The following is a 22,456-nucleotide window of genomic DNA, read 5'->3' on the forward strand; positions in this document are numbered from 1 at the left end:
CCGAAGCGAAATGCGGCCCGGCGTCGGCGGCCCGGCAGATGAAACGCGCGGTGGAACACGGTACCATGCCGACTTTCGCAATGCGGGCGGCCGCATCGGCGCCATACCGGCGCCGTACGGCGACTCGATGGAACCGGACGATGGGGAAGGGTGCATGACGGCGTGGCTGACGGTAGTGGGCATCGGCGACGACGGCTACGCGGGGCTCGGGCGCAGCGCACGGCGCGCGCTGCTCGAGGCGTCGTGGGTCGTCGGCGCGAAGCGGCACCTCGACATGCTGCCCGCGCGGCTGCGGGCCGAGCGCGCCGCGTGGCCGTCGCCATTCGACCTGTCGGGCCTGCTCGCGCGACGCGGTTCGCCCGTCTGCGTGCTGGCGAGCGGCGACCCGATGCTGTTCGGCGTCGGCGCGACACTCGCGCGCGAACTATCCCCCGACGAATGGCGCGTGCTGCCCGCGCCGTCGTCGCTGTCGCTGGCGGCCGCGCGGCTCGGCTGGGCATTGCAGGACGTCGGCGCGGTGTCGCTCGTCGGCCGGCCGCTCGCGACGCTCGCGCGCCACCTGCTGCCGGGCCGGCGCCTGTTCGTGCTGAGCGCCGACGGCCACACGCCTGCCACGGTCGCCGCCGAACTCGCCGCGCGCGGCTTCGGTCCGACGCGCATCAGCGTGTTCGAACACCTCGGCGGGCCGCTCGAGCGGCGCATCGACGGTCTCGCGCAAGACTGGAACATCGACGAAACCGCCGCGCTCAATCTGATCGCGCTCGACTGCCAGGCCGGCCCCGATGCGCCTCGCCGCGCACTCACGCCCGGCCTGCCCGACGACGCGTACCGCCACGACGGCCAGCTCACCAAGCGCGACATGCGCGCGCTGACGCTCGGACGCCTCGCGCCCGCGCCCGGCGAATTGCTGTGGGACGTCGGCGCGGGCAGCGGCTCGATCGGCATCGAATGGATGCGCGCGCATCCGTCGTGCCAGGCGATCGCGATCGAGTCGCATGCGGAGCGCCAGCGCTTCATCGAGCACAACCGCGACGCGCTCGGCGTGCCGGGGCTGCAACTCGTCGCGGGGCGCGCGCCCGCTGCGCTCGCGGGGCTCGCTGCGCCCGACGCGATCTTCATCGGCGGCGGCGCGACCGCGCCCGGCGTGCTCGACGCGTGCTGGTCGGCGCTGAAGCCCGGCGGCCGGCTCGTCGCGAACGCGGTCACGCTGCAAGGCGAGCTCGCGCTCGCCGCGTGGCGCGAGACGCACGGCGGCACGCTCACGCGCGTGTCGCTCGCGCACGCCGAGCCGCTCGGCCGCTTCGACACGTGGCGGCAGCCGTTGCCCGTCACGCTGTACGACGTGCGCAAACCCGATGCGACGGCAACGAACCTCACGGCCCCCGCGTGATGCGCGACGAAACCCCCGAACAACCGGCACCGCTGCGCTTCGGCTACACGACCGGCAGCTGCGCGACCGCGACGTCGCTCGCGGCCGCGCGCCTGCTGCTCGCGGGCGTCGCGGTCGACGCCGTCGAGATCGTGCTGCCGAAGGGGCAGCACGTGATGATGCGGCTGGCGTTCTGCCGGACGACGGCCGACGGCGCGGAAGCCGGCACGATCAAGGATGCCGGCGACGATCCGGACGTCACGCACGGTGCGCTGGTCTTCGCGCGCGTCGCGCTCGCGGCGGCGCCCGGCGTGCGCTTTCACGCGGGACCGGGTGTCGGCACCGTCACGCGTGCCGGACTCACGCTGCCGGTCGGCGAACCGGCGATCAATCCGGTGCCGCGCCAGATGATGACCGCGCACCTCGACGCGCTCGCGGCCGAATTCGGCTACGCAGGCGGCTTCGACGTGACGATCGGCGTCGAGGGCGGCGAGGCGCTCGCGCTGAAGACGATGAACCCGCGCCTCGGCATCGTCGGCGGATTGTCGATCCTCGGCACGACCGGCATCGTGCGGCCGTTCTCCTGCTCGGCGTACATCGCGTCGATCCACCAGGGCATCGACGTCGCCCGCGCGAACGGAATCGCGCACATCGCCGCGTGTACCGGCAACGCGAGCGAGGATGCGATGCGCGCGCACTACGGCCTGCCCGACATGGCGCTGATCGAAATGGGCGATTTCGCCGGCGCGGTGCTCAAGCACCTGCGCCGCGCGCCGGTCGCGCGCCTGTCGATGTGCGGCGGTTTCGGCAAGCTCAGCAAGCTCGCGGCGGGCCATCTCGACCTGCACAGCCGCCATTCGAGCATCGACCTGCCGCTGCTTGCGCAGTGGGCGGCCGAGGCGGGCGCGAACGCGGCTCTGCAGGCCGCGATGCGCGCGGCGAACACCAGCCAGGAAGCGCTCAAGCTCGCGCAGGCCGACGGCGTGCCGCTCGGCGACATCGTCTGCGCGCATGCGCTGCGGGTCGCGCGCGACATCGTGCCGCCATCGGTCGCGGTCGAAATGTTCGCGATCGATCGGCAGGGCCGCTTCGTCGGGAGCGCACGATGAGCGCGCGCATCCTGCTGCTCGGCGGCACCGGCGACGCGCTGAAGATCGCGCGCGCACTCGGCCCGCAACACGTCTACAGCCTCGCGGGCCTCGGCAAGGTGCCCGACGACTTGCGCTGCGAAGTGCGCGTTGGCGGCTTCGGCGGAGCGGCGGGGCTCGCCGCGTACCTGCATGGCGCCGGCATCGGCCTCGTGATCGACGCGACGCATCCGTATGCCGCGCGAATCAGCGCGAACGCGGCGGCCGCCGCGCGCGACGCGGGCGTGCCGCTGTGGGCGCTGCGCCGCGCGCCGTGGGCGCCGCAACCCGGCGACGACTGGCGGATGGTCGACGACTGGGCGGGCATCGAGACCGCGCTCGCGCCGTTCCGGCGGCCGCTGTTCACGCTCGGCCGCGAACCGCTCGCGCATCTCGACGAGATTCCGCCGCACCAGTTCTGGCTGGTGCGCTGCCTCGATGCGCATCCCGGCAACGCGCGCGCGCAGATCCTCGCCGCGCGCGGGCCGTTTACGCTCGACGGCGAGCGCGCGCTGTTCGCGCTCGCGGGCATCGATGTCGTCGTCAGCAAGAACAGCGGCGGCGCCGCGACCGAGGCCAAGCTCGATGTCGCGCGCGAACGCAGGCTGCCGGTCGTGATGCTGCGACGGCCGGCGCAGCCCGACGCCGATCGCGCGTTCGACTCGGCCGCCGCGCTGCTCGATGCGCTCGACCCGAGCGCGCGCGCGTGACGCCGCGCGCCGACTGCCCCATGAATTGACGGAGATTTTTCGATGACGGTGTATTTCATCGGTGCGGGCCCCGGCGACCCGGAACTGATCACGGTGAAGGGCCAGCGTCTCGTGCGCACGTGCCCGGTGATTCTGTACGCAGGCTCGCTCGTGCCGCCAGCCGTGCTCGACGGCCATCGCGCGGAACAGGTTGTCAATACGGCCGAGCTCGACCTCGATGCGATCGTCGCGCTGCTCGCCGCCGCGCATGCGAAAGGCCAGGACGTCGCGCGCGTGCATTCGGGCGATCCGTCGCTGTACGGCGCGATCGGCGAACAGATCCGCCGGCTGAAAGCCCTCGGGATTCCGTATGAAATCGTGCCCGGCGTGACGGCCACGGCCGCGTGCGCGGCGACGCTCGGCGTCGAGCTGACGCTGCCCGGTGTCGCGCAGACGGTGATCCTCACGCGCTTCGCGGGCAAGACGACGATGCCGGAAGGCGAAGCGCTCGGCGCGCTCGCCGCGCATCGCGCGACGCTCGCGATCCATCTCGGCGTGCGGCATCTCGCGCGGATCGTCGACGAAGTGCTGCCCCATTACGGGCCCGCCTGCCCGGTCGCGGTGATCTACCGGGCGAGCTGGCCCGACGAGGAACGCGTGACCGGCACGCTGGCCGACATCGTCGGCAAGGTGCAGGGCACGCGGATCGAGCGCACCGCGCTGATCCTGATCGGGCGCGTGCTCGATGCGCAAGAGTTCACGGATTCGACGCTGTATGCGAGCGGCAGTTGATTGCGCGTGCATGGAACGCGAGGCATCGCGGCGACGGGTTTTCTCGCGAGTAGACCCGCTGATCAACGCTTTTGGCCAAACGGCGCCAACCGTGCCATCTGACGTAACTGCACAACACCGGCGAACCGCGCACCCGCCACGAACCGGGTCAACGTTTTCACGCGCAGCGTCTGACTCGCGCTACGCCCGCGCAACGTGCCGCGCAAACCGCGGCGCGAACCCCGTCGCCAGCGCGAACAGCACCACGCACAGGCAAGCCATCGCGACCCACGCGGGCGACAGATCCGCGAGATGCTGGCGCACGATGCCCGCCGCGAACGGAAACAGCCCGGCGATCAGATAGCCGACGCCCTGCACGAACCCCGTCAACGACGCCGCATCGGCCGGTGTCGCCGCATGATCGACCGTGACGATCAGCGACAACGGAAACAGCGCGCCGATACCGGCACCCGTCAGCAGCGCAGCCGGCAACGCAAGTGTCTGCGGCGCGGCCAGCATCACCAGCAGCCCCGCGAGCAGCGACGCGATCGCCGCGTGCAGCGCGGGCCGGCGATCGGGCAGGCGGTCGATCGTCGCCGAGACCGCGAGCCCCGCGACGACTTCGGCGAGCGTCACGCCGCCGAGCAGGCTGCCGGCCGCGGTCGGCGACCAGCCGAGCCGCATGTAGTACGGCGGCAGCCATGCCAGCACGAGGGTATAGGCGCCCGTCGCGATCCCGAAGAACAGCGCGAGCCGCCACGCGCGCGGCGAGCGCGACGGCCGCGCCTGCACCATCGACCGCGACGTCGGCCCGGACGCCCACGCGTGGCCGCCCCGGCTGGCCAGCGGCCACGCGAGCGCCGCGACAGCGGCCGGCAGCGCCCAGCCCGCGAGCGCGACCAGCCAGCCCCAGCGGGCCGCGGCGAACGGCGCGACGACGCTCGCGAGCACCGCACCGCCCATGATCGACGTCGAATAGACGCCCATCGCGCCGCCGATCCGCGTCGCGAAATGCGCCTTCACGAATCCCGGCAGCAACGCCTGCACCATCGCGATCCCGAGTCCCGCGCAGCATGCGCTCGCGAGCAGCAGCCACGCGTGCTGCGCGCCGATGCGCGACGCGCAGGCGAAGCCGATCAGCGCGACGCCCAGCCATACGCCGCCCGCGATTCCCGTCACGCGCTGCAGCCGCCGCGCGCTCAACGCGCCCAGGCCCATCAGCAGGATCGGGATCGTGGTCAGCAGGCTCGCCGCGCCGTCGCCGATGCCGGTCGCGCGCTGGATCATGTCGAGCAGCGGACCGATCGCGGCCAGCGCCGGCCGCAGGTTCAGTCCGACCAGCACGATGGCGGCAAGCCGCCATCCGGGAGAAGTGAAGCGATTCATGGAACGGCCCTCGGTATCGGTGCGCGACACCTCCGTCCGGGGTGCCGCGCGTTTTCATGTAAAGTGTCTCGACATCAAGATAAATGCCGATTTATCTCGACGTCAAGATAACTGGTGAGCCGAGGAGGGTTAATGGATCGAGCCGCGCATGCGCTCGCGCAATGGCGCGTCGAGCGTCCGGATCTGGACGCGTCGTCGATGCTCGTGATGGGACGGCTGCAGGAGGCCGCACTGGTGATCGCACGCGACGGTCTCAATCCGTTGTTCGCGCGCTACGGGATGCAGCCCGGCGAATTCGACGTGCTGGCGACGCTACGGCGCAGCGGCGCGCCGTTCGCGCTGACGCCGACCGCGCTGTACGACGCGCTGATGATGTCGTCGGGCGGGATGACCGCGCGCATCGACCGGCTGCAGAAGGCCGGTTGGGTCGAGCGCCGGCCGAACCCGGCCGACGGCCGCGGCACGCTCGTCGCGCTGACCGATGCCGGCCGCGCGCTGATCGACGATGCGGTGGTCGCGCACGTCGACAATCAGCGCGCGATGCTGGCCGCGCTGTCGGAGGCGGAGCAGGCGCAGCTTTCAGCGCTGCTGGAAAAGCTGCTGGCGGGATTGGGGGAAGGGGCGTCGACGTCCGCCGAAAAATAGCGCCGCCGAATCGGCGCGTCGAATGAACGCAGCGAGCGGGAAACGAAAACGCCCGAAGGAAGCGGGAGAATCGCCCGCCGCGCGATGCGGCGGGCCAGGCAGAGCGCGGGCCGCGAGGTGCGCCCGCGACGCGGCTCAGTCGCGTGCCGGGATGTTGAGCCCGCGCGCGACGGCCGGACGCGCGACGAACGCATCGAGCGCCCGCGCGACATGCTTGAATTCGCCGAAGCCGACCAGGTCGCCCGCTTCATAGAAGCCGACGAGGTTACGCACCCACGGGAAGATCGCGATGTCGGCGATCGTGTACGTGTCGCCCATGATCCACTTGCGGTTCGCGAGATGCGCGTCGAGCACGGCGAGCAGGCGCTTCGATTCGGCAACGTAGCGGTCGCGCGGACGCTTGTCTTCGTAATCGCGGCCCGCAAACTTGTGGAAGAAGCCGACCTGCCCGAACATCGGGCCGATGCCGCCCATCTGGAACATCACCCACTGGATCGTCTCGTAGCGGCCCGCGGGATCCTTCGGGATCAGCTGGCCCGTCTTGTCCGCCAGATAGATCAGGATCGCGCCGGATTCGAACAGCGGCAGCGGCCGTCCGTCCGGGCCGTTCGGATCGATGATCGCCGGGATCTTGTTGTTCGGGTTCAGCGACAGGAATTCGGGCGACAGCTGGTCGTTGGTGTCGAAGCGCACGAGGTGCGGCTCGTACGGCAGGCCGGTTTCCTCGAGCATGATCGACACCTTGACGCCGTTCGGCGTCGGCAGCGAGTACAGCTGCAGACGGTCGGGGTGCTGGGCAGGCCATTTCTTCGTGATCGGGAAGGCGGACAGATCGGGCATGGAGTTCGCTCGTCAACGTGGAGGATCCGCGCTCCGCCGTCCTGCCGCGCATCGCCGACCGCCCCTGACATCGCGACAGGAACGGGACGAACACTTCGACAGACGGGCGGGGCGCGCCGAAAACGCCCACTGTAGCCGATCCCCGCGATCGTTGCAGACGGCGGCCGCGCGCCTTGCCCGAGCGCCGCCGCGTCGTTGCCGCGTCGCGTTGCCGCTTCGTCAGAAGTTGTGCCGCAGCCCGAGCATCGCGGCGGTCGTGCCGACCCCGGGCGCGACCGGCTGCCCGTATACGAGCATCTGGGCCATCGTGCCGCGGTTGTTCACGTGGCCGACCTGCGCATAGACCATCGTCCGCTTCGACAGGCTGTAGTCGGCCGTGAGCACGACGGCCGTCGACCGGTTCTCGGCGCGGTTGCGGTCCTTCAGGTAGTACACGGCCGAGGCGACCTGCAGCGCGGGCGTGAAGCGATAGCCGACGCCGGCCGACAGCATGTCGAGGTTCACCTTGTCCGCATGCGACGGATTCCGGCCGTTGCCGTACGACGCCGACACCGAGAAATCGCGGATCGTGTATTTCGCGCCGACGTAGACGAAGCGGTTGTTGTCGACGCCGGTCGGCGCGACGCCCGGCGCCGGATTCGTGTCGTGGCCGTTGTAGTAGAGGGCCGACGCATTGAGTCCGTAGTTCGAGTACCGCAGCACGACCGACTCGCGCGTGCCGCCCTGGAACTGACCGGCGACGCCCCCGGGCGCGTATTCGAGCGCGATCGACGCGCCCGCGAACGTCGGGGACTGATAGACGAGCGCGTTGCTGTCGTACAGCGCGCCGATCGCGCCGTTGGTGCTCGTCCCCGGCCAGCCGGCCGCGGTGTTCAGGCCGAGCCACGCGGTCAGCACGCTGCCGAAGAACTGCGCGTTGCGCACGTCGGTGTCGGCCATCGCGTAGATCATCGGCACGATCTGGCGGCCTGCCGTGAACGTGCCGAACGGCCCCGACACGCCGAGCGATGCAACCTGGTTGAAGATCGCGACGGCGCCCGGCGTGTCGCTCAGCTGCATCTTGCCGGTGCCGCTGTCGAACGAACCCTGCAGCTTGAAGTTGACCTTGTAGCCGCCGCCCAGGTCCTCGCTGCCCTTGATGCCCCAGAAGCTCGAATAGATGCCGCCGTCCTTCATGCGGAACACCTTGCCGGTGTTCGGCGCATGCGGGCTGAACGACGCGGCCGACGTGCTCTGGTACAGCAGGCCCGTGTCGACCACGCCGTACAGCGTGACGGAGGATTGCGCATGCGCGAACGCCGAACAGCCGGCAAGCGCCGCGAGCGCGGCCAGTTTCGTCTTCATCGAAGTCTCCAGGATCGTAATGGACCGCACGGGATCGAGCCCGGGCGGGTGAAGCAGGGGAAGCATCGAGGCAGGCGGGAAGGCGCGTGATGCGACGCCGGTGCGAGCCGTGCGGAAAGGTTACGCAACGACGCGCGGCCGCTCCCCCCCATGCGCGGGGGGCAGGGTTGCGGAGAATCGGGGGGCGGGCGGCGGCGACGCTGCCGTCAACGGCGGGGCAAGGCCGCTACAGACGCGTGCAGACGGCGTTCAAGGCGCGCTTTCGAGCAATCCGAGCACCAGCGCGCGGCGCACCGCATGCTTGCGCGAGCTGGCGTCGAGCTTGCCGAACAGGTTCTTCAGGTGCCACTTCACGGTTTCCTCGCCGACGGCGAGCGCCACCGCGATTTCCTTGTTCGACAGGTTGCGCGCGAGCAGTTCGAGAATCGCGCGTTCCTTGGGCGTCAGCACGACGCTCGGCACCGCGCGCGGGCTCGCCGGGCTGCGTGGCGCGGGCGGTACGATGCGCGGTTGCGGCTGCGCGGGCCGGACGGGGCCGTCGCCCGCGGGCGCCTCGTCGCCGATGCGGCGCGCCCAGTCGGCGACGGCCGGATGTGCGTCGGCGAGCGTGCGCGTGAGGCCGAACATGTCGGCAAGGTTCATCGCCTCGTCGAGCAGCGCGCGGCCGCCGTGTCCGGACTGTTCGAGCGCGAACGCGCTGAGCGCCATGATCTCGATGCGCTCGCGCCCCATGCTCATCTCGCGCGCCAGCACCGCCGCTTCGTCGAGCGCCGCGCACGCATCGTCCCAGCGGCGCGCGGCAAGTGCGGCGCACGCGTGCGCCGTCGCCTGCAGCAGCACGACGGGACGTCGCCACAGCGGCCCGTGCGACGAAAACTCCGCCGCGGCGATCGCATCGATGCGTTCCACGAGCGCATGGCAGGTCGCCTCGCGATAGCGGGCCGCGTGAATGCGCACTTGCTCGGCGAGACTCGCGACCGACAGGCGCGGCAGCCGGCGCGCGACACCCATCGCGTCGAGCGCCTCGAGCAGGTCGATCGCGCGATGCTCGACGCCGTGCAGCAGCGCGATGCGCGCGGCCGTCCGGTAGCCGAGCAGCACGGTGTCGGGCGTGCCCGCGTGCTCGAGCACGTCGAGCCGGTTCGCGAGCAGCGCGGCGGCCTGGTCGACGCGATCGGCCTCGTACGCGATCGCCGCGCACATCGCCGCGAGCATGCAGGTCAGCGGATGGCGGCGCCCGAGGTCAGCTTCCGCACGCGCGAGCGCCGGCGACAACGCGTCGTCCGCGAGCCGGATCTGGCCTTCGCGCAGGTAGCTCAGGCCGGTGATCAGTTCGCCCCAGCGCGCGACGTAGCCGAATCCGGCCGCCGTCTCGCCGCGCGGCGCCGCCTGCTGGAAGCGGCGTGCCTGCGCCGGTTCGCCGACGATGATCGCGCGCGCCGACAGGCGGTTCGCATGCATCTGCGCGAGCCACGTCGCCGCGGGCGGCGTGAAGTCGGCCCACGGTTCGAACAGCTCGACGAACCGGTCGATTTCATCGGCGTAATAGGCCGCCGCGCTGAGGATCAGCGCGCATTCGTAGCGCATCGCGGCCGGCGTGCCGGCATCGGCCAGGATACCGGCGATCTGGCGCTGCGCCTCGACATGGCGCTCGCCGAGTGCCAGCGCCCAGGCGACCGCGATCCGCAGCGTGGGACGCTTGTCGAGTTCCGCATCGGGCAGCAGCGCGAGCCAGTCGAGCACGTCGTTGATGCGGCCCTGCTTGATCGCGTCCTCGAGGCAGCGCTGCGCAAGCGCGTATGCCGTGTCGAACTGGCCGGCCGCGTACGCGTGGCGCGCGGCCTCCTCCGTCATCCCGTGCGCGTCGAGCCACGCGGCCGCGCGTGCGTGCAGCGCGCTGCGCTCGGCGTCGGGGCTTGCCGCGAGGCGGTCGCGCAACGTATCGCGCACGAGCGGATGCAGCCGGCACCAGTCGGAATCGTCGGACGCGATGAACAGCGGCGTGTCGCGTGCGAGGCGCGCGAGCTGGTCGGGGGCGTTCGCGTCGTCGAGCAGCGCGGCGCACAGCGACGGATGCAGGCGATCGGCGACACTCGTGCGTGTGAGGAACGCGGTGTCGTCGACCGACAGATTCGCGAGCAGCAGCTCGACGAGCCGGTCGCGGGTGCCGTCCATTCGCGCGGCGAGCGCGTCGACGGCCTGGCGCGGATCGGCCGAGCGCGCCATCGCGGCCATCGCGAGCTGCAGCCCGAGCGGCCAGCCGTCGACGCGTTCGAACAGGCGCGCGCACGCGTCGGCGTCGACCCGCTGCGCAAAGCGCGCGCCGACCAGCGCGATCGTCTCGTCGAGCGTGAAGCGCAACCAGTCGGGGCCCGCGAGCGTGCATTGCCCGCCGGCGAGCAGGTCGCCGGCCGCGTGATCGAGCCCGCGCCGGGCCGCGACGACCACCCGCAGGTTCTGCGGCGCGTTGTGCAGCACGTAGGTCAGCGCGTCGAGGCCGGCGGGCGGCAACCGCTCCGCGTCGTCGACGATCAGCAGCGCGTCGATCGACAGTTGCGCGACTTCGGCCAGCCAGGCGGTCAGTCCCTCCAGCGCGCGGGCCGCGCCGTCCGGAATCAGGCGCCCGAAGCCGGGCCGCGCGCAACCGGTGCGCACCGCCTGCACGAGCCCCTGCAGCAGGCGCGGTGCGTCGTCGCGCTCGTCGGCGGACAGCCACACGACCGCGCGACCGAGCGCGAGGGATTCGCGCCGCCATTGCGCGAGCAGCGAGGTCTTGCCGTAGCCGGCCGGCGCCTGCACGAGCGTGACGGGCCGCGCGTCGAACGCCGGCGCGGCAAGGCTCAGCCGCGCACGCGCGAGCAACTGCGCCGGCACGCGCGGCGCGGTCGTCTTCAGCACGAGTTCGGTGGGGGGCGCGTCGGCGCGATCGGGTGGGTGGGCCATCGGGGCAGGAGTCGGAATCCGGCGATGCCGTGCGGGCCAGCGTCCGGGGTGGGCGTGGGGGGAAGGATCGACCGAACCGCGTTCGCGCGTCAATCCCCCCCGCGACGAGTGGGGCCGCACCGCCGCCCGGTCGATAGCATGGGTTCCGATGCGTGACGAACGCAACCGACGAATGCAACGAGGAGGGACCATGAACATCGTATCGACCGGCGCGCGACGCAGCGCACCGAGCGCCGGATAAGCGGGGCGGCACGATGTATCGCCATCTGCTCGTGACGGTCGACGGCGTGCCCGGCGGCATCGATGCGATCGGCCATGCGCTCGAACTGGCGCGTGCGGTCGGCGCGCGGGTCACGTTCGTGCTGTCCGCCGCCGCGCCGGACTCGCGTTTATCCGGAGCGCGGATGCCGGGACACGGTGCGAAAGTGGAAGCCGCCGCACGGGCGCAGGGCCTGTCCCATGCGATCGCGGGGGCCGGCCATCCGGGGGCCGGCCATCCGGGGGCCGGCGACACTTTACCGGCCACGCTCGCCGGCGAGCTCGGCTGCGACCTGATCGCCGTCGCGGCGCTGCCGCACGATGCCGATGCTGCCACGGCCGCGCAACGGCGGGTGCTGCTGGCGACGAGCGGCGTGCCGGTGCTCGTGTGCCCGGCGCGGCGTGCGCCGGCCGAGGCACGCGTGATTTCCCGCTGTCTCGCGGCGCATCGCGCGCTCGGCGAGCGGCTGCACGCGCTGACGATGGCGAGCGAAGCCTCCGACGCGGCAACGCGGCCGACCGGCGACGCGGGTGGCCCGCTGGCGGCGCTCGCATCGCTCGCGGCGCTGCAGCATGCGCGCTTCGGCGCGTCGGCCGAAGCACGCCTGTTCGCGGCATTGCGCATGCGGGCGGAGAGCGCCGCGGCCGAACTCGACGAGCTCGACCGCCAGCGGCGCCGCGATGCGCACGCGCTCGACGCATTGGCGCGGCTCGCCGCCGACGGGTTGCCGTCGGCCGCGTTCGATGCCGCGCTCGCCGACTATGCGCGCGGTGCGTTCGAGCAGATGGGACGCATCGAAGGCGTGATTTTCCCGGCCGCGCGGCGCTACCTGGGCGACGCCGACTGGAACGAACTGGACGCGCCCCCGGCGAGCGGCGCAGCCGCGACGACGCCGGGCGCGGACGAATCCGACGATGCGTGACGCGCATCCGACTGAATACTTACGGAGAACACGATGGCACATGCAGTGCGATTCCACGAAACCGGCGGCCCCGACGTGCTGCGCTGGGAAGCGGTCGAAGTCGGCGAGCCGGGCGCCGGGCAGGTTCGCCTGCGGCACGAGGCCGTCGGCCTGAACTTCGCCGACACGTACTTCCGCAGCGGCCTGTATCCGGTTCCGCTGCCGGCGGGCATCGGCGTCGAGGCAGCCGGCGTGGTCGAGGCCGTCGGCCCCGGCGTGACGAACGTCGCCGTCGGCGATCGCGTGACCTACACCGGCTTCCTCAACACGCTCGGCGCGTACAGCACCGAACGGCTGATTCCGGCCGCGCCGCTCGTCAAGCTGCCCGCCGGCATCGCATGCGAAACGGCCGCGGCGATGACGATGCGCGGGCTGACCTCGGCCTACCTGCTGCGCCGCATCCACGCGTTCGCGCCGGGCGACACGATCCTGCTGCACGCGGCCGCGGGCGGCGTCGGGCTGATCGTGTCGCAATGGGCGAAGCTGCTCGGGCTCACCGTGATCGGCACCGTGTCGAGCGAGCACAAGGCCGCGGTCGCCCGCGCACACGGCTGCGACCACACGATCGACTACAGCCGCGAGGACGTCGCGAAACGCGTGCGCGAACTGACGGACGGCGTCGGCGTCGACGTCGTGTTCGACAGCGTCGGCAAGGACACCTTCGAAGGCTCGCTCGATTCGCTGAAGCGGCGCGGGCTGATGGTCTGCGTCGGCACGGCGTCGGGCCCGATCCCGCCATTCGACCCGCAGCGCCTCGCGATGAAGGGCTCGCTGTACCTGACGCGCCCGGCGCTGGCCGACTACATCGCCGATCCGGCCGAGAAGAACGACCTGGCCGGCGAACTGTTCGCGCACGTCGCGGCCGGCCGCATCCGGATCGAGATCAATCAGCGTTATGCGCTGCAGGACGCGGCGCAGGCGCACCGCGACCTGGAATCGCGCAAGACGACCGGCTCGTCGGTATTCATCGTCTGAGGAGACGCGCATGCGAGTCGAACCCCTGACCTGTGCGATCGGCGCGGAGCTGCTGGACGTGAGCCTCGCCGACGCCGTGCACGACGACGGCCTGTTCGCCGAGATCCGCGCGCAGCTGCTGCGCCATCGCGTGCTGTTCCTGCGCGACCAGGACATCACGCGCGCCGAGCACGTCGCGTTCGCGCGCCGCTTCGGCGAGCTCGAGGATCATCCGGTCGCCGGCAGCGACCCCGAGCATCCGGGGCTCGTGCGGATCTACAAGTCGCCCGACCAGCCGAACGACCGCTACGAGAATGCGTGGCACAGCGATGCGAGCTGGCGCGTGGCGCCGCCGTTAGGCTGCGTGCTGCGCTGCATCGACGGTCCGACGGTTGGCGGCGACACGATGTGGGCGAACATGGTACTCGCGTATGAAAACCTGCCGGAACACGTGAAGCAGCAGATCGCGGACTTGCGCGGGCGTCACAGCATCGAGGCGAGCTTCGGCGCGGCGATGCCGATCGACAAGCGTCTCGCGCTGAAGGCGCAGTATCCGGACGCCGAGCATCCGGTCGTGCGCACGCATCCCGAAACGGGCGAGAAGGTGCTGTACGTGAACGCGTTCACGACGCACTTCACGAACTTCCACACGCCCGGGCGCGTGCGCTACGGGCAGGACGCGAATCCCGGCGCCGGCCAGTTGCTGCAATACCTGGTCAGCCAGGCCTATATCCCCGAATACCAGGTGCGCTGGCGCTGGAGGAAGAACAGCGTCGCGATCTGGGACAACCGCAGCACGCAGCATTACGCGGTGATGGACTATCCGCCCTGCGTGCGCAAGATGGAGCGCGCGGGCATCGTCGGCGACGTGCCGTTCTGATCTGAACGCGCCCGCGCCTTGACCGGTTCCTGAAACCCCATGCAACACGCCGGGCCTGCCGCCCGGCGCGACGGGACACGCACGCCCGTACGCCCCGAACACAACGATTCCATCTGGAGGACGACATGCAATTTCTCGACGATTCGCTGCACCCGGAAAACCAGGACAAGGTAGTCATCACGGTCGCGCCGTACGGCCCCGAATGGATGCCCGCGGATTTCCCGGAAGACATTCCGGTGACGATGGACGAGCACGTACAGAAGGCCGTCGACTGCTACAACGCAGGCGCGACGGTGCTGCACCTGCACGTGCGCGAGCTCGACGGCAAGGGCAGCAAGCGGCTGTCGAAATTCAACGAGCTGCTCGGCCGGCTGCGCGAGGCGGTGCCCGACATGATCCTGCAGGTCGGCGGCTCGATCTCGTTCGCGCCGGAAGGCGACGGCGCGGAAGCGAAATGGCTGTCCGACGACACGCGCCACATGCTCGCCGAGCTGACGCCGAAGCCCGACCAGGTGACGGTCGCGATCAACACCGTGCAGATGAACATCACCGAGCTGATGAACCGCAAGGACATCGCCGGCACGTCGCTGAACGAGGCGGCGCTGTGGGACGCATACCGCGAGATGACCGTCCCGGCCGGCCCCGGCTGGGTCGACGAGCACCTGCGCCGGCTGCAGGCGGCCGGCATCCAGCCGCATTTCCAGCTCACCGGCATGCACGCGCTCGAGACGCTCGAGCGGATCATCCGTCGCGGCGTCTATCGCGGCCCGCTGAACGTCACGTGGGTCGGTATCGGCGGCGGCTTCGACGGCCCGAATCCGTACAATTTCATGGAATTCGTGCGGCGCTGCCCGGACGGCGCGTGCATCACGCTCGAATCGCTGATGAAGAACGTGCTGCCGATCAACACCGTCGCGATGGCGCTCGGGCTGCATCCGCGCTGCGGGATCGAGGACACGATCATCGACCAGAAGGGCAACCGGATGACGTCGGTGCAGCAGGTCGAGCAGTGCGTTCGGATCGCGCGCGAACTCGGCCGCGATATCGCGACCGGCAAGGAGGCGAAGGCGATCTACCGGATCGGCGTGCAGTACGACGGCGTCGACGAAACGCTCGCGCAGCTCGGGATGGCGCCGAACCGCCGGCCCGGCCAGCTGAGCGTGCCGCTGCGCGCGGCCTGACGCACCGCGCATCCGGGTGGCGCGCAAGCGCCGCCCGCCGATCGATGTGGCGCGGCACCCACCCTCGCGCGGTGCGCGAGGCAAGCTCCGACGAACGGAGCGGGGCCGCGCAAGCCGCGCCGGCGCATTGCCGCACCGGTGCCGGAGGAGACACGCATGCTGATTCATCACGTCGAGCCGTCGCTGCAGGACGTGGCGGCCACCGGGCGGCGCGCGCCGGCCTATGCCTGGCTCGTGTTCGGGCTGACCGTCGGCCTGCTGCTGTCGGACTACATGTCGCGGCAGGTGCTCAATGCCGTGTTTCCGCTGCTCAAGCACGCGTGGGGGCTGTCGGACACGCAGCTCGGTTCGCTGTCCGGGGTCGTCGCGCTGCTCGTCGGGCTGCTGACGTTTCCGCTGTCGGTGCTCGCCGACCGCTTCGGCCGCGTGCGCAGCATCGTGCTGATGGCCGCGCTGTGGAGCGTCGCGACGCTCGGCTGCGCGCTGTCGACCAACTACGCCGAAATGCTCGTGGCGCGCGGGCTCGTCGGCCTCGGCGAAGCCGCGTACGGCAGCGTCGGCGTCGCGCTGATCCTCAGCATCTTTCCGGCGCGCCTGCGCGCGACGCTGACCGGCGCGTTCATGGCCGGCGGCGCGTTCGGCTCCGTGTTCGGGATGGCGCTCGGCGGCCTCGTCGGCGCGCATCTCGGCTGGCGCTGGTCGTTCGGCGTGATGGCCGCGCTCGGCATCGTGCTGCTCGTCGCGTACCGCGGCATCGTCACCGAACGGCGGCTCGCGGCATGCCGCGTCGAGCCGTGCCGGCCCCATGCCGATGCGCCGCGCGACCTGCGCGGCAGCGTGCGCGCGCTGATGTCGGGGCTGTTCGCATCCCGTTCGGTGATCTGCGCGTATGTCGGCAGCGGGCTGCACCTGTTCGTGCCCGGCGCGCTGTTCGCCTGGCTGCCGAGCTACCTGAACCGCTATTACGCGATGGCGCCGGACCGTGCCGCCGTGCTTGCGGCCGGCTTCGTGCTGCTGTCGGGCGTCGGGATGGTCGGCTGCGGGATCGTCACCGACCGCGTCGGACGCGCCGACGGCTCGCGCAAATGGCTGACCGCGATCGCGTATTGCGTGCTGACGGGCGTATGCCTCGCGGTCGCGTTCCGGCTGCCGCCCGGGCCGCTGCAACTCGCACTGATCTGCGCGGGCATGCTCGTCGGCGCGGGTGCGTCAGGCGCATCGGGCGCGATGGTCGCGAACCTCACGCCGGCCGCGATTCACGCATCGGCGTTCGCCACGCTCACGCTCGCCAACAACCTGCTCGGCATGGCGCCGGGCCCGCTGCTGACGGGGTGGGTCGCCGATCGCGCCGGCCTCGTCGGCGCACTGCAATGGATTCCCGCCGTGCCGCTCGCGGCCGCCGCGCTGTTCGCGATCGGACGCGCGAGCTACGCGGCCGATCTCGCGCGCGTCGAACGCGAACGACGCGCGTCACATCTTTCCTGAACCGAACCCTCCCGGAGGCAGCATGACCCTGGCGACCGCGCCCACCATCCTGATCGTGCCCGGCTTGCGCGATCACGTCGAAGATCACTGGCAGACGCATCTGCAACGGCGCCTGCCGAACGCCCGCGCCGTCGCGCCGCTCGAAGCCGACAAGCTGAGCCGGGCCGCGCGCGTCGCGGCGCTCGATGCGGCGCTGGCCGCAATCGACGGCCCCGTGATCCTCGTCGCGCACAGCGCGGGGGTGATGATCACCGTGCATTGGGCGCTGCAGGCCACGCGTGCCATCGACGGCGCGCTGCTCGCCGCACCGGCCGATCTCGATACGCCGATGCCCGCAGGCTATCCGACACCGGATGCGCTCGACGCGCACGGCTGGACGCCGGTGCCGACCCGGCCGCTGCCGTTTCCGAGCATCGTGGCCGCGAGCCGCAACGATCCGCTCGCGCGATTCGAACGCACGCAGGCGCTGGCGGCCGGGTGGGGCAGCCGGCTCGTCGATCTCGGCGAAGTCGGACACTTGAACCCGGCTTCGGGTTTCGGCGAATGGCGGGATGCGGAGCGATTGATCGGGGAGGTGATCGCGCTCCGTGCGGCCTGAGCGCCGTCCGCAACGCGCCGCGCACGCTTTTCATGCCGGCGCGTCCGTCCGAACCGATTCCGGTTCGGCGTCCGTTGATATACGACGTCCTAACATGCGACGTATCCGTCGCAATGGCCAAGAAGCACATCCTCGACAAACGGAAGGTTTTTGTTAGGGAAATTCCCGCCCCGCGCGGGTCGGTTTTTTGTTGACCGACATCGTATAACGCCGTCATGATTTCCCGAAAGAACGGTCCCATCCACCGACCGAAGCGAGGAGACATGAACACCACCACGATCGCGCGCCGTGTCCGCCGGATCGCCCTGGCGCTGGGCCTGACGCTGTCGGCCGCGGCCACCGTCGCGGCTCCCGTGTCGCTGAATGTCGTCGACGTCGCGGGCAACCTGCAGCTCACGCAGAAGGCCATCGAGGCGTTCAAGGAAAAGAACCCGAATCTCGTCTCGAACGTCACCTTCACGAACGCGCCAGCGCCGCAGTTGCCGGGCAAGATCAAGGCGATGCAGGCGGCGGGCCGTGCCGACATCGACCTCGTGCTGACGGGCACCGACGCGCTGGCTGCCGGCATCGAGCAGAACCTGTGGCTGAAGCTGCTGCCCGACAGCGCGGGCGCGTTCCCCGGCGTGCTCGACAAATACGCGCCCGGCCCGCGCAAGATGCAGGATCTCGCGCAGGGCTTCGGTCTCGAAGTGACCTACATGCCGGCCGGCCCGCTGCTCGAATACAACCCGGCCAAGGTGAGCGATCCGCCGAAGACGCCCGAGCAGCTGCTCGCGTGGTGCAAGGCGCATCCGAACAAGCTGATCTACGCACGCCCGGCGAATTCGGGCCCCGGCCGCACCTTCCTGATGGGGCTGCCGTACGTGCTCGGCGACAAGAACCCGCAAGACCCGATCAACGGCTGGGACAAGACCTGGGCGTTCCTGAAGCAGCTCAACGACTGCGTGCCGTACTACCCGGGCGGCACGTCGGCCGTGATGAAGGAGCTCGGCGAAGGCACGCGCGACATGACGGTGACCGTCACAGGCTGGGACCTCAACCCGCGCGCGCTCGGCATCGTGCCGGCCGACTTCCGGGTCCAGGCATTCGACAACATGACGTGGGTCAACGACGCGCACTACATGGTGATTCCGAAGGGCGTGGCGAAGGACAAGCTCGACGTGCTGTTCAAGCTGATGAACTTCCTGCTCGAACCGGCGCAGCAGGCGATGACCTACGACGACGGCTACTTCTATCCGGGCCCGGCGGTGAAGGGCGTGACGCTCGAGATGGCGCCCGCGCACAGCCAAGAGGTGATCAGGAAGTTCGGCCGCCCCGAGTACGCGAAGCTGCTCGCGGATCGTCCGCACGTGCAGCCGCTCAACGCGCAGGCGATGGTCGCGGCGTTCCAGAAGTGGGACCGCGAGATCGGTTCGCAGAAGTCGAAATGACGCATGAACCCGCGGGCGCCGCGGCGCCCGCGCCGACGGAGTTCGCGTAATGAAGCACAGTTTCGAACGGTTGCGGCTCGACGGCGTGTGCCGCAGCTTCACCAATGCGGAGGGCGCGCAGGTCGCCGCACTGAACGGGCTCGATCTCGACATCCGGCGCGGCGAGTTCATCGCGCTGCTCGGCCCGTCTGGCTGCGGCAAGTCGACCGCGCTGAACTGCATCGCCGGGCTGCAGCCGCTCACGAGCGGCGGCATCTGGCTCGACGACACGCGCATCGACGTATTGCCGCCCGAGCGCCGCGGCTTCGGCATGGTGTTCCAGAACTACGCGCTGTTTCCGCACATGTCGGTGCTGGAGAACGTCGGCTTCGGGCTGAAGATGCGCGGCGTGCCGAAGCAGGAAACGCGGCGGCGCGCGCAGCAGGCGCTCGAACTCGTGCAGCTCGTCGGCCACGAGGGCAAGCTGCCCGGGCAGCTGTCGGGCGGGCAGCAGCAGCGCGTCGCGATCGCGCGCGCGATCGTCATCGAGCCGCCGCTCGTGCTGATGGACGAGCCGCTGTCGAACCTCGACACGAAGCTGCGCATCGAGATGCGTGCCGAGATCCGCCGCATCCATACGCAGCTCGAACGCGCGACGATCTACGTGACGCACGACCAGGACGAGGCGCTGTCGATGGCCGACCGGATCGTCGTGATGAAGGAGGGCGTCGTGCAGCAGGTCGCGTCGCCGAAAGACGTGTACACGCGCCCGCACAATCTGCACGTCGCACGCTTCATGGGCTATCGCAACGTGCTGCCGTTCACGCTCGAAGGGATGGCCGGCGACTGCGTGAACGTCACCGCGGCGGGCGTGCGCATCGCGGGCGTGCCGATGGACGGTTTCGACGGCAAGGACGTGGTGGTCGCGCTGCGCCCCGACGACATCGAGCGGGCGGAAGAAGGGGCCGACAACGCATTCGATGCGACCGTCGAAACGGTCGAATACGGCGGCCGCGACTCGCTCATCCGCGCGATCACGCCGTTCGGCCCGATCTGGGCGCGGGTCGCAGGCGAATTCGCGGAGGGCGAGCGGTTGCGGCTGCGCGTCGCGCCGGCGCGCACGCTCGTCTATGCGGGAGACGCGCAATGAACGGCCGCTGCACCGCGTGCGCCGCAACGCCCGGTCCGGAGGACGCATGAGCGCGCTTGCGACCGGCGGCGCGCCGCGCGACGCGAAGTCGTGGCTCGTCACGCCGGCGCTCGCGTTCATCGTCGCGCTGTTCATCTATCCGTTCGCGTACGGCCTGGTCCTGTCGTTCCAGCCGATGAACGGCGGCAGCGCGCTCGCGAACTACGTGCAGTTCTTCACCGACACCGCGATGTGGCCGACCGTGCTCGTCACGCTGAAGCTCGCGGTGCCGGCGACGCTGATCAACGTCGGCATCTCGGTGCCCGTCGCGTTCGCGCTGCGCCGCAACTCGCCGTACCAGAAGTTCGTCACGACGCTGCTCGTGATTCCCGTCACGCTCGGCACGGTGCTCGTCGCCGACGGGATGCTCACGTATTTCGGACCGAACGGCTGGTTTCCGCAGGCGCTGCAGGGGCTGCACCTGTACACGGACGAAGTGCGCCTCACGCACAATTATTGGGGCGTGCTGCTGTCGCTGGTCGTGTCGGGCTTTCCGTTCGCGTTCCTGCTGATGCTGTCGTACATCAGCGGCATCGACCCGACGCTCGCGCGCGCCGCGGCCACGCTCGGCGCGAACCCGTGGCAGCAGTTCCGGCGGATCTACCTGCCGCTGCTCGTGCCGGGGCTCACGATGGCCGCATGTCTGTCGTTCGTGCAGGCGTTCTCGGTATTCCCGTCGGCCGTGCTGCTCGGCGCGCCGGCCGGGCCGACGCGCGTGATCTCGATCGCGGCCGCCGAAGCCGCGTTCGAGAGCTACGACTATTCGCTCGCATCGGCGATCGCGATCGTGATGGGCTTCGTGCAGTTGCTGGTGGTCGCGTCGATGCTCGGCGCGCGCCGCTTCTTCTATACCGGTCCGGTCTCGGGAGGCAAGGGCTGATGGCGACCGACAATCATGCGGCGCCGGCATGGCCGCCGAAGCACAGCCCGCCCGGCGCGCAGCCCGTCAACGCGATGAAGCCGCGGAAACTGCGCGACAGCCTCGCCGGCCGCGCGTGGAAGGCGCTCGTGTGGGGGCTGATGGCGTTCTTCCTGCTGAACGTGATGCTGCTGATCGCGACCGTCGCGGTGAACTCGGTCGCGACGCGCTGGTTCGGCACGCCGCTGCCGCAGGGCTTCACGCTGCACTGGTATGCGAAGGCGTGGGAAGACTTCCAGCTCGCCAGCGTGCTGTGGGTGACGGTCGAAGTCGTCGGCGCGGTCGTGCTGCTGTCGGTCGCGCTCGGCGTGCCGGCCGCCTACGCGCTCGCGCGCGTGCAGTTCCGCGGCAAGCGCTTCGCGCTGCTGGTGTTCCTGCTGCCGCTGATGGTGCCGCCCGTCACGTACGGGATCCCGATGGCGACCGTGATGTACAAGGTCGGGCTCGCCGGCACGCTGCCCGGCGTGATCCTCGCGAACCTCGTGCCGGCGCTGCCGTTCGTGATCCTCGTGATGACGCCGTTCATCGAGCAGATCGATCCGAATCTCGAAGCCGCCGCGCGCATCTTCGGCGCGAACACGTGGCGCTATTTCCGCTACGTGCTGCTGCCGCTGCTGGTGCCCGGCATGCTCGCGGCCGGGCTGCTCGTGCTGGTGCGCACGATCGGGATGTTCGAGCTGACCTTCTTCACCGCGGGCCCGAGCACGCAGACGCTCGTCGTCGCGCTGTATTACGCGGTGTTCTCGACCGGCGTGCGCGCACCGCAGTCGATCGACGCGATGGCGATGATCTACATGGCCATCACGCTCGTGTGGGTCGTGATCGCGCTGCAGTTCGTGAGCCCGACGCAGCTCGTGAGTCGCGTGAAGCAGGAGCGGCAGTAGCCGCGCACGAAGGCGGCGGGGCAGCGGGGCGTTCGCGCCGTTGCTGCCGCCCGTGCAATTGGTTACAAATGGATACCGCGAACCACGCGCGGACGTTGCAGACTACGCGGCATACCGGCTCGGCGATGCTTAAACGGCCATCGCCGCATGCCGCCCGACGTTCACCCGATCCGCGGAGTTCCATGAAGTTTCCCACGCTGCTGACGCTCGGCTGTGCCGCCACGCTGCTCGCCGCCTGCCACCTGCTCCACGACGGCCCCGGATCGAGCGACGTCGATGCCGCGGTGCGCCGCGCGCTCGAAGCGGAAAACCACGGCGGCCTGAACGCGCTATTCGGCCAGCCGCTGCCCGTGTCGGCCGACGTGATCTCGGCGAAGCCCGACGGCGACTGCAGGAAGACCGGCGAACGCACCTACGCGTGCGACGTCGTGATCACGTGGCGCAACAGCGATTACACGCCGTCGCGTGCGAACCTGACCTTCGTGCAGGCCGCCGACGGTTCGTGGCAGACCTCGGGCGTCGACGCCGCCATCGCGACCGGCGCCGCCAAGTCGCTGATCGACAAGATCGGCAAGGCATGGCCCGGCAATGCGGCCAGCGGTGCGTCGGCACCGCAGTGACGC

General features: G+C 70.4%; 20 protein-coding genes. 16 read left to right on the forward strand and 4 right to left on the reverse strand.

Annotated features, from left to right (window positions below):
* Positions 1 to 154: 154 nt before the first annotated feature.
* From cbiE to cobM, 4 genes are read left to right on the forward strand one after another with little or no spacing between them, the layout of a single operon-like run.
* Positions 155 to 1,390: a precorrin-6y C5,15-methyltransferase (decarboxylating) subunit CbiE gene (gene cbiE / locus ACV22W_RS11400; RefSeq protein WP_448019307.1), complete on the forward strand. Its 1,236-nt coding sequence runs from the start codon at positions 155 to 157 to the stop codon at positions 1,388 to 1,390.
* Positions 1,390 to 2,478, forward strand: coding sequence for a cobalt-precorrin-5B (C(1))-methyltransferase (locus tag ACV22W_RS11405; RefSeq protein ID WP_448019226.1), 1,089 nt, complete (start codon positions 1,390 to 1,392; stop codon positions 2,476 to 2,478). Before cbiE ends, ACV22W_RS11405 begins: the two co-directional genes overlap by 1 nt.
* The gene (locus ACV22W_RS11410) at positions 2,475 to 3,206 is read left to right on the forward strand and encodes a cobalt-precorrin-6A reductase (protein ID WP_448019228.1); all 732 of its coding nucleotides are present in this window, start codon (positions 2,475 to 2,477) and stop codon (positions 3,204 to 3,206) included. The genes ACV22W_RS11405 and ACV22W_RS11410 overlap by 4 nt, the downstream gene beginning before the upstream one ends.
* A gap of 42 nt (positions 3,207 to 3,248) precedes the next feature.
* Positions 3,249 to 3,977 carry a precorrin-4 C(11)-methyltransferase gene (gene cobM / locus ACV22W_RS11415; protein ID WP_448019229.1) on the forward strand — a complete coding sequence of 243 codons (729 nt, stop codon included), beginning with the start codon at positions 3,249 to 3,251 and terminating at the stop codon, positions 3,975 to 3,977.
* Between the two features lie 180 nt (positions 3,978 to 4,157).
* Here the strand turns inward: cobM and ACV22W_RS11420 are convergent, their stop codons facing one another.
* On the reverse strand, positions 4,158 to 5,342 hold the full coding sequence (locus ACV22W_RS11420) for an MFS transporter (RefSeq protein ID WP_448019231.1): 1,185 nt from the start codon (positions 5,340 to 5,342) through the stop codon (positions 4,158 to 4,160).
* A 132-nt stretch (positions 5,343 to 5,474) separates the two neighbouring features.
* Between ACV22W_RS11420 and ACV22W_RS11425 the strand changes: the two genes are divergently transcribed.
* Positions 5,475 to 5,987, forward strand: coding sequence for a MarR family winged helix-turn-helix transcriptional regulator (locus ACV22W_RS11425; protein WP_448019232.1), 513 nt, complete (start codon positions 5,475 to 5,477; stop codon positions 5,985 to 5,987).
* Positions 5,988 to 6,122: 135 nt separating this feature from the next.
* Here ACV22W_RS11425 and ACV22W_RS11430 read toward each other — a convergent pair whose 3' ends face one another.
* From ACV22W_RS11430 to ACV22W_RS11440, 3 genes are all read right to left on the reverse strand, one after another.
* A complete protein-coding gene (locus ACV22W_RS11430) occupies positions 6,123 to 6,827 on the reverse strand; it encodes a glutathione S-transferase N-terminal domain-containing protein (protein WP_448019234.1) in 705 nt (234 codons plus the stop codon).
* Between the two features lie 219 nt (positions 6,828 to 7,046).
* The gene (locus tag ACV22W_RS11435; RefSeq protein ID WP_448019235.1) at positions 7,047 to 8,171 is read right to left on the reverse strand and encodes a porin; all 1,125 of its coding nucleotides are present in this window, start codon (positions 8,169 to 8,171) and stop codon (positions 7,047 to 7,049) included.
* Between the two features lie 249 nt (positions 8,172 to 8,420).
* Positions 8,421 to 11,114, reverse strand: a complete 2,694-nt coding sequence (locus ACV22W_RS11440) for a LuxR C-terminal-related transcriptional regulator (protein WP_448019237.1) — start codon at positions 11,112 to 11,114, stop codon at positions 8,421 to 8,423.
* 254 nt (positions 11,115 to 11,368) lie between these two features.
* On the opposite strand from ACV22W_RS11440, the gene ACV22W_RS11445 reads away from it, so the two are divergent.
* From ACV22W_RS11445 to ACV22W_RS11495, 11 genes are all read left to right on the forward strand, one after another.
* Positions 11,369 to 12,295, forward strand: coding sequence for a universal stress protein (locus ACV22W_RS11445; RefSeq protein ID WP_448019239.1), 927 nt, complete (start codon positions 11,369 to 11,371; stop codon positions 12,293 to 12,295).
* Positions 12,296 to 12,328: 33 nt separating this feature from the next.
* A complete protein-coding gene (locus ACV22W_RS11450) occupies positions 12,329 to 13,309 on the forward strand; it encodes a quinone oxidoreductase family protein (protein WP_059524340.1) in 981 nt (326 codons plus the stop codon).
* A 10-nt stretch (positions 13,310 to 13,319) separates the two neighbouring features.
* A complete protein-coding gene (locus ACV22W_RS11455; protein WP_448019240.1) occupies positions 13,320 to 14,168 on the forward strand; it encodes a TauD/TfdA dioxygenase family protein in 849 nt (282 codons plus the stop codon).
* Positions 14,169 to 14,293: 125 nt separating this feature from the next.
* A complete protein-coding gene (locus tag ACV22W_RS11460) occupies positions 14,294 to 15,349 on the forward strand; it encodes a BKACE family enzyme (RefSeq protein ID WP_059524336.1) in 1,056 nt (351 codons plus the stop codon).
* Between the two features lie 156 nt (positions 15,350 to 15,505).
* The gene (locus ACV22W_RS11465) at positions 15,506 to 16,834 is read left to right on the forward strand and encodes an MFS transporter (RefSeq protein ID WP_448019241.1); all 1,329 of its coding nucleotides are present in this window, start codon (positions 15,506 to 15,508) and stop codon (positions 16,832 to 16,834) included.
* Positions 16,835 to 16,856: 22 nt separating this feature from the next.
* Positions 16,857 to 17,432, forward strand: a complete 576-nt coding sequence (locus ACV22W_RS11470; protein WP_175910988.1) for an RBBP9/YdeN family alpha/beta hydrolase — start codon at positions 16,857 to 16,859, stop codon at positions 17,430 to 17,432.
* Positions 17,433 to 17,695: 263 nt separating this feature from the next.
* Positions 17,696 to 18,862, forward strand: coding sequence for an ABC transporter substrate-binding protein (locus ACV22W_RS11475; protein ID WP_448019243.1), 1,167 nt, complete (start codon positions 17,696 to 17,698; stop codon positions 18,860 to 18,862).
* Positions 18,863 to 18,911: 49 nt separating this feature from the next.
* A complete protein-coding gene (locus ACV22W_RS11480; RefSeq protein ID WP_448019244.1) occupies positions 18,912 to 19,991 on the forward strand; it encodes an ABC transporter ATP-binding protein in 1,080 nt (359 codons plus the stop codon).
* 46 nt (positions 19,992 to 20,037) lie between these two features.
* Complete coding sequence (locus tag ACV22W_RS11485) at positions 20,038 to 20,910, forward strand: ABC transporter permease (protein ID WP_448019246.1); 873 nt, start codon at positions 20,038 to 20,040, stop codon at positions 20,908 to 20,910.
* Positions 20,910 to 21,833, forward strand: coding sequence for an ABC transporter permease (locus ACV22W_RS11490; protein WP_059606820.1), 924 nt, complete (start codon positions 20,910 to 20,912; stop codon positions 21,831 to 21,833). Before ACV22W_RS11485 ends, ACV22W_RS11490 begins: the two co-directional genes overlap by 1 nt.
* Before the next feature lie 182 nt (positions 21,834 to 22,015).
* Entirely contained in the window at positions 22,016 to 22,453 is a 438-nt protein-coding gene (locus tag ACV22W_RS11495; protein ID WP_059449716.1) for a hypothetical protein, read from the forward strand.
* The last annotated feature ends 3 nt before the right edge of the window (positions 22,454 to 22,456 follow it).

Source organism: Burkholderia sp. AW49-1 (assembly GCF_053427845.1).

Excerpts from the sequence above, each read along its gene's own strand:
- cbiE (WP_448019307.1), top strand. The coding sequence starts at position 155 with ATGACGGCGTGGCTGACGGTAGTGGGCATCGGCGACGACGGCTACGCG.
- ACV22W_RS11405 (WP_448019226.1), top strand. The coding sequence starts at position 1,390 with ATGCGCGACGAAACCCCCGAACAACCGGCACCGCTGCGCTTCGGCTAC.
- ACV22W_RS11410 (WP_448019228.1), top strand. The coding sequence starts at position 2,475 with ATGAGCGCGCGCATCCTGCTGCTCGGCGGCACCGGCGACGCGCTGAAG.
- cobM (WP_448019229.1), top strand. The coding sequence starts at position 3,249 with ATGACGGTGTATTTCATCGGTGCGGGCCCCGGCGACCCGGAACTGATC.
- ACV22W_RS11420 (WP_448019231.1), bottom strand. The coding sequence starts at position 5,342 with ATGAATCGCTTCACTTCTCCCGGATGGCGGCTTGCCGCCATCGTGCTG.
- ACV22W_RS11425 (WP_448019232.1), top strand. The coding sequence starts at position 5,475 with ATGGATCGAGCCGCGCATGCGCTCGCGCAATGGCGCGTCGAGCGTCCG.
- ACV22W_RS11430 (WP_448019234.1), bottom strand. The coding sequence starts at position 6,827 with ATGCCCGATCTGTCCGCCTTCCCGATCACGAAGAAATGGCCTGCCCAG.
- ACV22W_RS11435 (WP_448019235.1), bottom strand. The coding sequence starts at position 8,171 with ATGAAGACGAAACTGGCCGCGCTCGCGGCGCTTGCCGGCTGTTCGGCG.
- ACV22W_RS11440 (WP_448019237.1), bottom strand. The coding sequence starts at position 11,114 with ATGGCCCACCCACCCGATCGCGCCGACGCGCCCCCCACCGAACTCGTG.
- ACV22W_RS11445 (WP_448019239.1), top strand. The coding sequence starts at position 11,369 with ATGTATCGCCATCTGCTCGTGACGGTCGACGGCGTGCCCGGCGGCATC.
- ACV22W_RS11450 (WP_059524340.1), top strand. The coding sequence starts at position 12,329 with ATGGCACATGCAGTGCGATTCCACGAAACCGGCGGCCCCGACGTGCTG.
- ACV22W_RS11455 (WP_448019240.1), top strand. The coding sequence starts at position 13,320 with ATGCGAGTCGAACCCCTGACCTGTGCGATCGGCGCGGAGCTGCTGGAC.
- ACV22W_RS11460 (WP_059524336.1), top strand. The coding sequence starts at position 14,294 with ATGCAATTTCTCGACGATTCGCTGCACCCGGAAAACCAGGACAAGGTA.
- ACV22W_RS11465 (WP_448019241.1), top strand. The coding sequence starts at position 15,506 with ATGCTGATTCATCACGTCGAGCCGTCGCTGCAGGACGTGGCGGCCACC.
- ACV22W_RS11470 (WP_175910988.1), top strand. The coding sequence starts at position 16,857 with ATGACCCTGGCGACCGCGCCCACCATCCTGATCGTGCCCGGCTTGCGC.
- ACV22W_RS11475 (WP_448019243.1), top strand. The coding sequence starts at position 17,696 with ATGAACACCACCACGATCGCGCGCCGTGTCCGCCGGATCGCCCTGGCG.
- ACV22W_RS11480 (WP_448019244.1), top strand. The coding sequence starts at position 18,912 with ATGAAGCACAGTTTCGAACGGTTGCGGCTCGACGGCGTGTGCCGCAGC.
- ACV22W_RS11485 (WP_448019246.1), top strand. The coding sequence starts at position 20,038 with ATGAGCGCGCTTGCGACCGGCGGCGCGCCGCGCGACGCGAAGTCGTGG.
- ACV22W_RS11490 (WP_059606820.1), top strand. The coding sequence starts at position 20,910 with ATGGCGACCGACAATCATGCGGCGCCGGCATGGCCGCCGAAGCACAGC.
- ACV22W_RS11495 (WP_059449716.1), top strand. The coding sequence starts at position 22,016 with ATGAAGTTTCCCACGCTGCTGACGCTCGGCTGTGCCGCCACGCTGCTC.